The organism is Mitsuaria sp. CC2, assembly GCF_048957715.1.
Lineage (GTDB): Bacteria > Pseudomonadota > Gammaproteobacteria > Burkholderiales > Burkholderiaceae_C > Roseateles.
On the sequence record NZ_JARVXN010000042.1, the window covers coordinates 18,628 to 31,171 of the forward strand.

Sequence of the window (12,544 nt, forward strand, 5' to 3'; positions counted from 1 at the left end):
AGGACGGAGCCCCAAGAGGCTCCGTTTTCATTGGGGCGGTCCGGGTCGATGGTGAAGGAACCTCGGACCGCCGCCCTCGACTGAGGCGCTCTTTCGGAGTGTCCTCCCATGATGTCTTTTCCGATCACCGCCGCAACCGGCTGCCATGACCTGGGCGACGGATTCGTGAGCGGGCCGCCCGAACGTCGCGCCGAGACGAGCGACCACAGCGGCTGCCTCGACTTCCCCGGCTCCGCCGCAGACGTTCAGGCGACGGTCCCCCGCCAAGCGGTCATCCGCGAAGTCCGGCGCATCGTCGACATCTGCAGGGCGGGTGGCGACGACAGGGCTTCGGCGCAGGTCGGCTTCTGGAATCGGACGCTCGCAGGGCTGTGCAGCGACACGGCCAAGGCGCTGGGAGGGGCCTGTCTCGAGGAGCTGCGCTGGCACTACCTCCAGTTCAGCCGGCGCAACGATCCGTCCTGGTGGCCCTTGTGCGCTCAGATCGAAGAGCACTTCCATCTGAAGGATCAGCTGGAAGCGTTACTGCGCCGCTACCGGAGCCCCGACGAAGCCGGCGCGGCGAAATCGGAGATCCGGGAGCGCTACGAGGCCGTCCTCGCGGCGTCACTCGCTGAAGCGCAGGACCTCCATGCTGAACGTCTACGACTGTCGGGCGGGGCGGCTCCGAGGACCGCTGGCGATCTGACGCCGAGCGATCGGCCCGGCAGGCTCGCTTCCCCGCGGGCGCGATCTTTGCAGCCCTCGGCGCCCCCGCTGTCGATGCATTTCCCGTCACGTCTGACGCCGACTGCGCCGCCGATGTCGTCGTCCTGGTTCTATGAGAACCGGATCGCCCCACCTCCGACGGACATCAGCGATCCGAGGAAGCCTTCGACGGATCCGACGGCTTCACGTCCTTGACCAGGCTGTCGCGCCGCTCCGCGTCGAGTCCCGGCGTGGAGCGCAGATCGGTGTCCACCTGACCCTGCTTCAGGTCCTCATGGGCCTGACCGATGACGGCGCGCTGATCCTCGCCCGCCGCGCCGGATCCCATGCCGCCGGTCGACTCGCCGCCGGTGCTCTGATCGCGTTCATGCGGCAGCTGCGCGTCGTCGTTGTGCGTCGGCGCGGCGTCGGGCTCGACCGAACCGGGCGCCACGGGCGACTTGTCGAGCATGCGGCGCGACGGCGCCGGGCCGCTGTCTGAACTGCTTCTGGTCTTGGTGTCCGCCATGACGGCTCCTCGTTGACGATGTCGTCCGGAATCGGCAAGCGGCCGGCCCGGTGCTCCGACGGCGACGCACTGGACGGATCGCGGTGCCACTCAAGACCTTCGATCATTGAAAGCGTCACCGCGCCTGTCGATACCATGTTTCCGATCTCACCTTCGAGTTGCGCTCTGGATCAGCTGTTTGAAGCGCAGGAGTTCCATCCGAACAAGCGTCAAGAATTACCGTGGCACGCCGCGCTGAGAGCTTGTCTGGCAGGCGACCTCCCGGCAGGCAGCCTTCCGCCGCTCGCCGGAGAACAGCCCGGGTCCAAGGCGTCCCGTCCGCAGTCGATCCGGGATCTGGATGTCGTCCTCGCCTGCTTTGAGCAGCCTCGCCAGCACGGGGAGAGACTGAGAGCGTTGTTGTGCTTTTGTGTGTCGGAGTTGGCCCGCCAGCTCCGGAAAGATCCGACTGCGGACGCCGCCAACGCGACGAGCTTGCTGACCGCGGCCCGCCGCTTGTCGCGATGTCTGGAGGCGTACGAGGCATGGCCGGACATCCGCCACCTTTATGAACAAAAGATGAATCGATCGTTCCATGCGCTGCTCGTGCCGCGCTGGCAACGTCTGAACGCGCTGTGGGAGGACGTGCGTCACGCGGCGGAAGGTTCCGGAATCGATCCGAGGGACCCGGGCGTCCTGAGGCTGGAACACGTCAACGACTTGCACAGGCGCATCGACTCGTTGGTCGGAAGCACCAGCGACATGCTCGCGACTGGAAGCGTCTTCTCCACGCTGGCGAGTCCGGGAGCGCTGGACGATCGCGATCTGCGCAAGGTGCTGTCGACGTACGAGGACATCGCTGCGGAGGCGCTGCGTCGCGCCGAGGTGAAGGGCAGCCCCGGCGCCGCGGTCGCGGTCCGGCGCCGCATCGCCGCGTATGACGGCAAGCGACTGGAGCTGCTGCTCCTGGACGAAAAGATGTCTGAGATGCGGAACGCATTGCTGGGGGCACGCATGGTCCCTGCGCGCACGGATGGCCCTAGGCCGCAGCGTCCGGTGGCGATGGTTGCGCTCCCGCGGCCCTCGTCGAGTTCCTCGCTCTCTTCCTCCGACAATGAGGGCGCATCGGCACGGCCCGTGCAGGTGGAGGGATTCACCGAGCTCTTCGAGCGCGGCTGACGACGCTTGCATCGCGGGCGGCAGCCGGGAGACCTGCGGCGGAACGGCGCTTGCCCGCCCCCGGCATGCAAGCCTGGAAATCCCGCTTCACCCTCCTCGATACCGACCTCATGCTCTGGGGTCAGCTGTTGCTCGGCGCGCTGGTGATCATCGTCGGCGCGCTGCTGCTGCACGCCGTCCTGCGACCGATCGCGCAGCGCCTGGCGCGGTTCTCGCCGCTGCTGACCTCGGTCGTGCAGCGCATCGACAACCCGGTCCGATGGGCCCTTCCGCTCATCGGCCTGCTGATCGCCGCACAGGGCGTGCCCGACACGATGCCCGGCATCAACGGCGTGCAGCATCTGCTGGGCGTGCTGTGCATCATGGCGATCGCGGCGGTGGCCGCAGGCGCGATCACCGGCGTCGCCAACGGCGTGGCGTTGCTCAATCCCGCGGACGTGGAGGACAACCTCGCCGCCCGCCGCATCCAGACGCAGACCAAGGTGCTGGCGCGCGTGGCCAAGGGGGCGGTCATGCTGACCGCACTGGCCTTCATCCTGATGACCTTCCCGCGGGCGAAGCAGGTCGGCGCCAGCCTGCTGGCTTCCGCGGGCATCGCCGGGCTGGTCTTCGGCCTGGCCGCGAAGTCCGTCTTCGGCAACCTGCTGGCCGGCCTCCAGATCGCGATGGCGCAGCCGATCCGCCTCGACGACGTGCTCATCATCCAGGGCGAATGGGGCCGGGTGGAGGAGATCACCTCGACCTACGTCGTACTCAAGATCTGGGACGAGCGCCGGCTGGTCATCCCGCTGCAATGGTTCATCGAGAACCCGTTCCAGAACTGGACGCGCACCAGCTCAAGCATCCTGGGGACGGTGATGCTCTGGGTCGACTTCACGCTGCCCGTCAACGAACTGCGCGAGAAGGCCACGACCATGTGCAAGGGCTCCGCCCACTGGGACGGCCGCGTCTGCGGCGTCCAGGTGGTCGAGACGACCGAGCGCACGATGCAGATCCGTGTGCTCGTCAGCGCGAAAGATTCGGGCAAGGCCTTCGACCTGCGCTGCGAGCTGCGCGAGGGCTTGATCGCCTGGCTGCAGAAAACACACCCGCAGTCGTTGCCGCGGGTGAGGGCCTTGGTCGAGGACATCCCCGCACCCGCAGCCCCCGTGCTGAAACCATCGCTGCCGCCGTCACCGGCGCCCTGACTGCATCGCGCGAGCAAGGAGAGGGGCAACCGGGTCCCCTTTTCTCCATCTCCCTCCTTTGCTTGCCTCCCGGCAAGCAAATTCCCTCCCTAAGTTCCGAAAAGGGGACCCGGTCGCCCCTCTCCCGGATCACCGAGGTGCTCAAGCATCAGTCGGAGCACGTCGTCGATCTCCGCCTGCTCGTTGAGGTAGTACCTCGCATGGCTGTGATCGAGTCTCGGACCGACACGCACCGTGACCCAATCTGCCGCCGCACGCTCGAAGGCCGGCTCATCGTTGGTGTCGTCGCCGACGTAGAAGCCCGCATCGGCGCCGTAACGCGCGGTGAGCCGCGTCATCGCATCGCCCTTGTCGGGCGCGCCGTCGACAAGCACGTTGACCACGCGCTTGCCCGGTTCGGTGAGGACCCCTGGCGGGAGTTCCGCGATGAGCGCGGCGATCGCCTCCCGCGCGGCCACCGGATTGGGCGCCATGCGGTAATGGATCGCGATCGAGGCGCCCTTGTCCTCGATCGTGGCGCCGGCCCGGTTCAGGTCGGGCTCCATGCGCAGCATCCTGTCCCGGAACGCGCCCAGCGTGGTGACCACGCGCGGGTCAGGCCCGTCGAACTCATCCTCCGCCCCGTGGTTGCCGACGATGTGCGTGGGCTTGAATCCGAGCCGGTGCCGCACGTCCAGCACCTGCCGCCCGCTGACCACCGCGATCGGCAGCCGCGCCGCCAGCCGCTCAAGCAGCTTCGCGGTGGACTCGGGCAGCCGGGCCTCGTCCGGATGCATGACGATGGGCGCCAACGTGCCGTCGAAGTCGAAGCCCAGCAAGGGGCGGCGTGTCATGAGGCGGGCGATCGCGGCGCGGCCCTCCGCGTCGAGCAGATATCGCGTCGGCATCATGGCGTCATGGTCTCCTCTCCGGCTTCCCGCGAACGCCGCTGCACGCGCCGCGTGATGCGCTCGCGCAGCCGCCATTGACCGGCGTCGGTGAGCATGCGGCCGGCCCAGCGGTAGACGTTGAATTCGCGCACCGTCATGCGCAGGCTGGCCATGCGCTCGCGCTGTTCCTGCGTCGGCATGAGCGCCGCACGGTGCAGGGCGTCGGTGGTTTCCTCGACGTGGTACGGGTTGATGACCAGCGCCTCCTGCAGCTCGCGCGCCGCGCCGGCGAAACGGCTCAGGATCAGCACGCCCTGTTCGTCGTCGCGCGCGGCGATGAACTCCTTGGACACCAGGTTCATGCCGTCATGCAGGCTGGTCACCACGCACATGTGCGCGGCACGGTAGAGCGACATCAGCGCCGCATGGTCGTGGTGCTCGGCCAGCAGCACGACCGGCTTGTAGCCAGCCTCGCCGAAGCGCAGGTTGATGCGCTCGGTGACGCGGTGGATACGGTCCTGGAACTCGCGGTATTCCTCCAGCGCGTTGCGCGTCGGCGCCGCCACCTGCACGAGCACGAAGCGCCCCTGCCACTGCGGATGCTTCTCCAGCAGCCGCTCGACCGCGTGCAGCCGCTCCAGGATGCCCTTGGTGTAGTCGAAGCGGTCCACGCCGACCGCCATCACGGTGTCGGGCGCGAGCTTGAGGCGCTCGAACACGGCGGCGCGCGCGTCGGCCGGGGACGCCCAACCGGCGCGTTCCTCGTCGGTCGGCCAGGCGATCGAGATCGGATAACTCTGGACCAGCGTCGGTTCGTCCTGGTAGCTGATGGTGGAGTGCTCGTGCTCGATCCGCGCTTCCAGGTAGCGGTCCACCGTCTCGGTGAAGTTCTTGCAATGGAAGCGGGTGTGGAAACCCAGGATAGTGCTGCCCAGCATGCCCTGCAGCAGCTCGCGTCGCCACGGGCAGATGCCGAAGGACTCGGGGTTGGGCCAGGGGATGTGCCAGAAGGTGATGATGGTCGCCTTGGGCAGCTTGGCGCGGACCATCGCGGGCAGCAGCGCGAAGTGGTAGTCCTGCACCAGCACCACCGGATCGTCGCCGCGGGCCTCGGCCACGACCGCATCGGCGAAGCGCTGGTTCACGGCCTTGTACTGCGCCCAGTCCGATTCGCGGAAGACGGGGCGGACGTGCGCCACGTGGCACAGCGGCCACAGGCCTTCGTTGGCGAAGCCCTGGTAGTAGCCGCGTTCTTCCTCTTCGCTGAGCCAGACGCGGCGCAGCAGGTAGTCCTGCGTGTCGGGCGGCACCGCGACGCGGTCGTGCGCGTCGACGACGTCCCGGTCGGCGCTGCCGCTGCCGTGCGCGATCCAGGTGCCGGAGCAGGCGCGCATCACCGGCTCGACCGCGGTGACCAGGCCGCTGGCGGGCCGGCTGACGGTGATGCCGTCGGGACCGCGCTGGTGGATGTAGGGCTCGCGGTTGGAGACCACGATCACCTGGTCGCCGCGCAGCTGCGTGCGCAGCAGGCCGCGCAGGCGTTCGGGGTCCCAGGGCGTCAGCGGGCCGTGCTCGCGGTAGAGGTTGTCCTCGAGTTCGCGGATGTGCTGGCGGATCTCGACCTCCAGCGGCTGCAGCTCGGGCGGCGCCGTTTCGGGTCCGCCACGGAAGCCGCCCGTGTTGAGCAGCGGCCGGACCAGCCCCTCGCCGCGCAGGATGGCGCGCATGCCGGAGACCCAGCCGCGCCAGCTCAACTGCGCCACGATCATCGTGATGCCGGCGATCGCCAGACCCAGCACGGTGATGAAGATGATCATGTAGCGCCGCGTGTCCAGGCTGCGCCGGTCAGGCAGGCTGAGGTCATGCAGCAGCACCAGGCGTTCAGCGTCGGGCTGCGCCGGATTGACCGGGAACACGCCGATGTGGACGGCGCCGCTGGTCAGCTCCAGACGGGGATCCTTCAGCGCGGCGCTGGCTTCTGCCTCCTTGCAGCTGAGCGAGCCCGGGAAGCCCTTGGTGCTCATGACTTGCGTGCCGTCGGGCGCGCACAGCGCGATGCCGACGAGGCGCTCGTCGAGCACGCCGCGCTCCAGCAGGTTGCGCAGACGTTCGCGCTGGGCGCTGGGGTCGATGTCGCTGATGGCGACGGACAGGGTCTTGGCGACCATGGCGCCGCGCAGGCTGAGGTCGCGCGAGAACCAGCGCAGCGTCATGCGGTCCAGCAGCGGCAGCGCCAGCAGCGCCGCGACGGTCAGGGTGATCAGCAGCGGGACCAGGAAGCGGATCTGGAGGTGGAGCGACTTCATGCCGGGTCCCCCGCGCGACGCGGCGCAGGGTGCTTCATCGCATGCATGCCGCCGAGCGCGAGCCCGGCCGCGAACGCGCCGTAGACGAGCAGCAGGCTGGCGACCGATGGCGGCCGCGTGCCCGAGGCCGTGGCGCGTTTGTCGGCGCCGGGCGTCAGCACGCTGGGGGTGACGACGCGGTCGACGCCCACGGCGACCGCCGTCAGCAGCAGCGCGTCGGTGACGGCGTTGCCGCGCGTGGGCCGGCGGCGCATCGCGCGCAGCCGGTCGTAAAGGGCGCCCCACACCATGCCAGTGGCGGCGTGCAGCGCGATGTCAGCGGCAGAGGTCTTCAGCGGCGGACGGCCGACGCGGTACTCGGAACGACCGACCAGATGGGCATGGTCGGACCGGCTGCCGCGCAACAGCGCCAGCCCTGAGAACAGGCTGGCCAACACGCCGTCGGCGCATGCCCGGCGCAGCGCCGGGAGCAGCAGTGCATTCAAAGGCGACTCCTGTGACAGAGGGAAACAAGCCCCTGACGATGGCAATCGCCGTGCCGCCCAGGTCCGGTGCGGGTCGGCATGCGCCCGCCCGGCCCGGCTGTGGCCCGCGTGTCGCCCCGACGGGCCTCCGCCCGGGCGTCGTGCGGGATCAGTTCACGGCCGTAGGCGGCGGCATGTAGGGCGGTTCGCGCACCGGCACCGGGTTTTCGCCCGGAATGGGCGGATCGATGATGCCGGGCGGATCGTCGCCGGGCTCGGGCGTCGGGCCGTGCGGCGGCGGCGGAACGAAGGGAACCTCGTTCGGATGCGGCGGACTCGGCGGGATCGAATGGGCCTCGAAGGGCAGGGGCAGTTGGTGCATGGCGTTCCTTGTCGTCGCGCGACGCCTTGCAAGCGGCGCGCCTGATGCCATCCGGACGTTCTGTCGGCAAGCGCTGCCGAAGCGGGCGCCGCGACTGGCGCGGGGGCGGCACCGCGTTTGCCGGAACACGATGGACACAGAAGCCCCAGGAGCCCGCCTCATGAGCCTCATGAACGACCCGGCATTCGAGACGTCCCGCCCCGCGGTGCGGGCGGCCTCGCCCAAGCCCGATCAGCCGCGGCGCTCGACAGAGGATCGCCCGGCCGATCCGCCCGCGCCCGGCCCCGACCAGGCGCCGCACGAGCATCCCGACGATCCGGGCGTGCATCCGGACGGTCCGAAGCGTTACCACGACGACCACGCCGCGCCGGCACGCCAGCAGATGGACCGCCACGTGGAGCAAGGAGAACCCGCATGAGGTCGCATGTCCTGCCGCAGGCCGACTTCCGCGCGGACCTGATGGCGCGCGACGAGGTCGTGGCGCTGCTGGTCGACGACCATCAGCGCGCGCAGCACGCCTTCCACCAATTCGACCGGCTCTGGGCGCTGGGGGATCACGAATCCTGCGAGGCGCTGGTGCGCCGCACCTGCGCGCTGCTGACGGTGCATGCGACGCTGGAGGAGGAGGTGTTCTATCCGGCGGTGCGCAGGTGCCCGGAGATCGGCGTCGTCGAGCGTCGCCTGATCAACGAGGCCGAGATCGAGCATCTCGTGGTGCGCATCCTGATGTCGCAGTTGCGCCGCATGCGCGCGGACGATACGCAGTTCGCGCCGCTGGTGGGTGTGCTCGGCCGCTACGTCACCCACCATGCGCAGGACGTGGAGCAGGGCATCCTGCCGCGCCTCACGCATGCGTCTTCGGTCGATTGGCGCGCGCTGTCGGGGGCGCTGCGCCGGCGTCGCGACGAGCTCGACCGCCAATGGCGCGACGAACTCAGCCTGGAGAGCCGGGAGTACGAGCGTCAGCAGGACGCGTGAGCCTGGCGGCCGCGCGTTCGGCGCGACGCGCCAACGATGCGACCAGCGGATGCGCCGTGAACTGCGCGAGCAGACGCTCCTTCTGCTGCGCCGTCAAGGTGGAGGCCTCGATCATCGACGGCCAGGTGGCGAAAGCCGCCTTCACGCAGCGCGTGATCGCCGTTTCCGCCGGCTTGACGGGAATCCGCAGGCGATCACAGAAGACCTGCAGCAGTGCAGGCGACATCGACTGCCGCAAGAGAGGCGCGCCACTGCCGTCCGATGTGGCGGCGCGCCGCGGCAGCAGAGGCGGCGGCAGGATGTGGAGCGCATGGCCGCGCAGGCGGTGGAACACCGCATAGGCCACGAGGTCGTAGGCGGGCGAGAGCGTCGGGGTGATGCCATCGAGGTAGCGCACGCCGATGTTCTTCAGGTGCATGTCGGCATTGCCGATCAACTCGTTGACGACGATGCGCCGCAGCAGTTCGTGCACGGCCGGCTCGCCCATGGACGCCTCGGTCATCAGCACCGCCGCGAGATCGAGGTAGCTGATGCGCTCGCCGTCCGGCCCGCGGCCGTACTTGTCCTCCGGCGCGCAACCGAGGATCTGCGCGAAGTCTTCGACATGGATGCGTCCCGCCGGCGATCGGTCGAAACGCGTCACGGCCAGGAAATTGGTTTCCGCCGTGGCGTCGCCGAGGTCGTAGCCGTGCTGCAGTCCCAGCCGTTCCAGCGGCTCCAGCGCAGCCTCGCAGGTGTCCACGCCGGCGGCGCGCGCCAAGCGCAGGCTGAGCTCCTCGACTTCGGGCAGCAGCGGTTGGCCCACCACCGGCAGCTTCGCGATGATGTGGGTGTCATGGTCCTTGGTCCGCCCGACATAGCGTTCGCCGTCCCGGATGACGCCGAGCTTGGGCTGCACGCCCGACAGCGAGACGCCTTCGTCGAGCGGATCCGCCGTGACGGACATCTCCAGCGCGTCCTGTCCTTGCGTGACGTAGCGGGCGAGTTCCTCGCGGGTCAGCTCGATCGGGAGTGCATGGACGTTGCCAGGCAGGTCCTTGCCGCAGGCCGCAAGCATCTCGAAGTGGTCGTTCGGCGCGCAGTCGCGGAGTTCCGCGACGTGATGGCGGAACACGCCCTCCGGCAGCAGGTTCTGGAAGAAGCTCGGCAGCAGCCAGCCCGCCGCCGGCGAGTGACGCCCGTTGAAGCTGACCGAGCGGATGTTGCGCCACAGCGCGGCCTGCGCTTCGGGCGTGGCCGCCCGCATGGACAGTGACAGCGTGGGCGTCGGCGTCCCCGGACCGGCACGCGTCATGAGGTCCTCGTCGGCGACGAAGCGGTTGATCACCGAGTCGCCGTTCAGGACGTACTGGAACAGCACGCCCATGCGCATCGTGCCCAGGTGGATCGCCAGGACCTTCACGTTCATGGGAGCCTCCTTGCGGCCGGCATGGTGGCGGCACCGGGGGTCGCGTCGCGCTGCGCGTGCAGCGCTTCCAGGGCCTCGGTCACCACCGACCGCACAGGCGGTCCCAGGACGTCTCCGGCGGCGACGGCCCGGGCGGCGCCCTTGGGCACCAGCACCAGTTCGAGTCCCAACTGATGGGCGACCGCCATCAAGGTCGAGACGCGGAAATCTTCCTGTCCGCTGAGCACATGGGTGAGCGTGCGGGAGGAAATACCCGCCGCGCCGGCCAGACGGGCCTGCGTCACCCCGTTTCGCCGGGCCGCGTCGCGCAGGGTGTCCGCAATCTCAGGAAGCGTCATCATGGCAATAAAGTTCCAATTCGTTCCGAAAAGGTACTTTATTGCTGAATGCCGGTCAAGCAGATTGGAAATAAAGTGCCATAAATGAAGAATGTGGAACTATGTTGCCATATCAGCGCAACGGCACCGCAGGGGACATGACGCGAGGCAGCAGCCATCGCTCTCGGATCGTCTCCACCTGACGGGCACGTGCGCGCCGCTTGCGCACAGCCGGACTGCAGCAGGAAAAGCGGGCCGCCAGCCTCGCCAGCACACGCCCCACCGGATGGGTCTGCGGGATGCGCTTGTTCGCGGACCAGACCCCGCGCAAGTCGTCCATCCAGGCGGTCACCTGGGCCACCTCCCGTTGTTGCAAGGGCGTCCGGCCACCCTTGTTCGCGTCGAGGAACTGCCATGCGGTGTCCATGAACGAGGTCATGCGATCGCCGCAGGCGGGGCAGTCGGCGTGACGCCATTGCCGATGCCGGCGCTTCACTTCTGAAAGCGTCACCGGGGGCGGCATGGGAACCGGCGATTGGGAGCGAAACCCTGCGCGCAGGCGGGGAAACGTCTCCCGTAGCCGGTCCTTCAATCGGGAAAGGAAATCCTGCTGGCGCTGCTGCTGCCCGCCGTGACGAGGCGTCGCGACGGACTCAGGCGTCTCCGCGCAGCCGTGACCATCCTCCGCGCGATGGCACCGGGGCGTTGTGACAAGGAAGGGATTCGACATGGTGAGGGTCCGCAAGCGCCTGTCGCCGACCCGGTCGGGCCGTCGCGATGACGCATCGGACTCTGTCGATCCCCGTCCCTGGTAGTTCGTGTCAGCGCGACGCCGGGGTGCTGGCCGCGCCGGCGGCCGCCGGGAAGGCGGCCTGCGGTCCCGCGGCGCCGGTGGCGGTGACGCGCCAGATGACGTTGCCGACGTCGTCAGCCACCAGCAGCGCGCCCTGGCGGTCGAGCGCGACGCCGACCGGACGCCCCATCGCCTGGCCCTGCGCGTCGAGGAAGCCGGTCACCACATCGACCGGCAGACCGCTGGGCTTGGCGCCGACGAAAGGCACGAACACCACCTTGTAGCCCGCCGGCACCTTGCGATTCCACGAACCGTGCTGGCCGATGAACATGCCGTGGGCGAATTCCTGTGTCAGCTGGTTGCCGTCAGAGGAAGCCAATCCGAGCGAGGCGGTGTGCGCGCCCACGGCGAAGTCCGGCACCAGCGCCTTCTCCACGAGCTCGGGCCGCTGCGGCTTGACGCGCTCGTCGACGTGCTTGCCGTACCAGCTGTAGGGCCAGCCGTAGAAGCCGCCGTCCTGGACCGAGGTGATGTAGTCGGGCACCAGGTCGTCGCCGAGTTCGTCGCGCTCGTTGACCGCGACCCAGAGCGCCTTGCTCGTGGGCTCCCAGGCCAGGCCGACCGGATTGCGCAGGCCCGACGCGAACACGCGCGTCGAACCGCTCTGCAGGTCGATCTCCAGGATCGCGGCGCGACGCTGTTCGTTCTCGATGCCGTTCTCTGCCACGTTGCTGTTGGAGCCGATGCCGGCGTAGAGCTTGGTGCCTTCCGCATTCGCGATCAGGCTCTTGGTCCAATGGTGGTTGATGGTGCCGCCGGGCAGGTCCGCGACCTTCGTCGGCTTGCCGGCCAGCCGGGTCTGCCCGGTCGCGTAGGGGAAGCGCACGATCGCGTCGGTGTTGGCGACATAGAAGCTGTTGCCGACCAGCGCCATGCCGAACGGCGAGTTCAGGCCCTCCGCGAACGCGAAACGCTGGTCCGCGACGCCGTCGCCGTTGGTGTCCCGCAGCAGGGTGATGCGGTTGGCGCTCTTGGGCGTGGCGCCGGCTTTCTTCTGGAACTGCTTGGTGATCCAGGCCTTGGGGCCCTTGCCGTCGTCGGGGCGCACCGGGGCGTTGGTCTCGGCGATCAGCACGTCGCCGTTGGGCAGCACGTAGAGCCAGCGCGGATGGTCGAGCTTGTCGGCGAAACGCGCGACCGCCAGACCGGCCGCGGCCTGCGGCTTGGCGCCGGAGGGCCAACCGATCGCCTTGGCGACGTTGATCGTCGGCACCAGCGCCTTCTGCGGCTCGGGCAGCGCGGGGTTGGGACCGTAGCCGGGCGGGGTCGCGGGTTGCGCCTCGAGCGCGAGCACCGCGGCAGCGGCGCAGGAGAAGGCAGCGCCCACGATGACGCGGCAGACCAGGGACGACTTGTTCATTCGGGTTCTCCATCCAGAGGCCGCCCCGGCAAGGGCGGCAGCAGCG

The 12,544-nt window shown here is 69.0% G+C and carries 14 protein-coding genes; 5 read left to right on the forward strand and 9 right to left on the reverse strand.

What is annotated here, in order from left to right; genetic code table 11:
• Positions 1 to 108: 108 nt before the first annotated feature.
• The gene (locus tag PV762_RS26575) at positions 109 to 903 is read left to right on the forward strand and encodes a hypothetical protein (RefSeq protein WP_421038006.1); all 795 of its coding nucleotides are present in this window, start codon (positions 109 to 111) and stop codon (positions 901 to 903) included.
• Here the strand turns inward: PV762_RS26575 and PV762_RS26580 are convergent.
• Positions 854 to 1,216: a hypothetical protein gene (locus PV762_RS26580; RefSeq protein ID WP_421038007.1), complete on the reverse strand. Its 363-nt coding sequence runs from the start codon at positions 1,214 to 1,216 to the stop codon at positions 854 to 856. The two genes, PV762_RS26575 and PV762_RS26580, sit on opposite strands and share 50 nt — an antisense overlap.
• Positions 1,217 to 1,228: 12 nt before the next feature.
• Here PV762_RS26580 and PV762_RS26585 point away from each other — a divergent pair, with 12 nt between their 5' ends.
• Complete coding sequence (locus PV762_RS26585) at positions 1,229 to 2,374, forward strand: hypothetical protein (protein ID WP_421038008.1); 1,146 nt, start codon at positions 1,229 to 1,231, stop codon at positions 2,372 to 2,374.
• Between the two features lie 65 nt (positions 2,375 to 2,439).
• A complete protein-coding gene (locus PV762_RS26590) occupies positions 2,440 to 3,561 on the forward strand; it encodes a mechanosensitive ion channel family protein (protein WP_421038009.1) in 1,122 nt (373 codons plus the stop codon).
• Between the two features lie 89 nt (positions 3,562 to 3,650).
• Here the strand turns inward: PV762_RS26590 and otsB are convergent, their stop codons facing one another.
• The 4 genes from otsB to PV762_RS26610 all read right to left on the reverse strand — a co-directional run bounded on the left by otsB (position 3,651) and on the right by PV762_RS26610 (position 7,582).
• Positions 3,651 to 4,451: a trehalose-phosphatase gene (gene otsB / locus PV762_RS26595; protein ID WP_421038010.1), complete on the reverse strand. Its 801-nt coding sequence runs from the start codon at positions 4,449 to 4,451 to the stop codon at positions 3,651 to 3,653.
• Positions 4,448 to 6,736, reverse strand: a complete 2,289-nt coding sequence (locus PV762_RS26600; RefSeq protein ID WP_421038011.1) for an alpha,alpha-trehalose-phosphate synthase (UDP-forming) — start codon at positions 6,734 to 6,736, stop codon at positions 4,448 to 4,450. The genes otsB and PV762_RS26600 overlap by 4 nt, the downstream gene beginning before the upstream one ends.
• Positions 6,733 to 7,221 carry a hypothetical protein gene (locus PV762_RS26605; RefSeq protein WP_421038012.1) on the reverse strand — a complete coding sequence of 163 codons (489 nt, stop codon included), beginning with the start codon at positions 7,219 to 7,221 and terminating at the stop codon, positions 6,733 to 6,735. Before PV762_RS26605 ends, PV762_RS26600 begins: the two co-directional genes overlap by 4 nt.
• 148 nt (positions 7,222 to 7,369) lie before the next feature.
• Positions 7,370 to 7,582 (reverse strand): hypothetical protein, encoded by a 213-nt coding sequence (locus tag PV762_RS26610; RefSeq protein ID WP_421038013.1) that lies wholly within the window; start codon positions 7,580 to 7,582, stop codon positions 7,370 to 7,372.
• Between the two features lie 160 nt (positions 7,583 to 7,742).
• Here PV762_RS26610 and PV762_RS26615 point away from each other — a divergent pair, with 160 nt between their 5' ends.
• Positions 7,743 to 8,000 (forward strand): hypothetical protein, encoded by a 258-nt coding sequence (locus tag PV762_RS26615; protein ID WP_421038014.1) that lies wholly within the window; start codon positions 7,743 to 7,745, stop codon positions 7,998 to 8,000.
• Entirely contained in the window at positions 7,997 to 8,560 is a 564-nt protein-coding gene (locus PV762_RS26620; protein ID WP_421038015.1) for a hemerythrin domain-containing protein, read from the forward strand. Before PV762_RS26615 ends, PV762_RS26620 begins: the two co-directional genes overlap by 4 nt.
• On the opposite strand, the gene PV762_RS26625 is transcribed toward PV762_RS26620, so the two are convergent.
• From PV762_RS26625 to PV762_RS26640, 4 genes are all read right to left on the reverse strand, one after another.
• Positions 8,517 to 9,968 carry a type II toxin-antitoxin system HipA family toxin gene (locus PV762_RS26625; protein WP_421038016.1) on the reverse strand — a complete coding sequence of 484 codons (1,452 nt, stop codon included), beginning with the start codon at positions 9,966 to 9,968 and terminating at the stop codon, positions 8,517 to 8,519. The genes PV762_RS26620 and PV762_RS26625 overlap by 44 nt on opposite strands.
• Entirely contained in the window at positions 9,965 to 10,309 is a 345-nt protein-coding gene (locus tag PV762_RS26630; RefSeq protein ID WP_421038017.1) for a helix-turn-helix domain-containing protein, read from the reverse strand. Before PV762_RS26630 ends, PV762_RS26625 begins: the two co-directional genes overlap by 4 nt.
• A 109-nt stretch (positions 10,310 to 10,418) precedes the next feature.
• Positions 10,419 to 11,015 carry a hypothetical protein gene (locus PV762_RS26635; RefSeq protein ID WP_421038018.1) on the reverse strand — a complete coding sequence of 199 codons (597 nt, stop codon included), beginning with the start codon at positions 11,013 to 11,015 and terminating at the stop codon, positions 10,419 to 10,421.
• A 91-nt stretch (positions 11,016 to 11,106) separates the two neighbouring features.
• Positions 11,107 to 12,498 (reverse strand): PQQ-dependent sugar dehydrogenase, encoded by a 1,392-nt coding sequence (locus PV762_RS26640; RefSeq protein WP_421038019.1) that lies wholly within the window; start codon positions 12,496 to 12,498, stop codon positions 11,107 to 11,109.
• Positions 12,499 to 12,544: the final 46 nt, after the last annotated feature.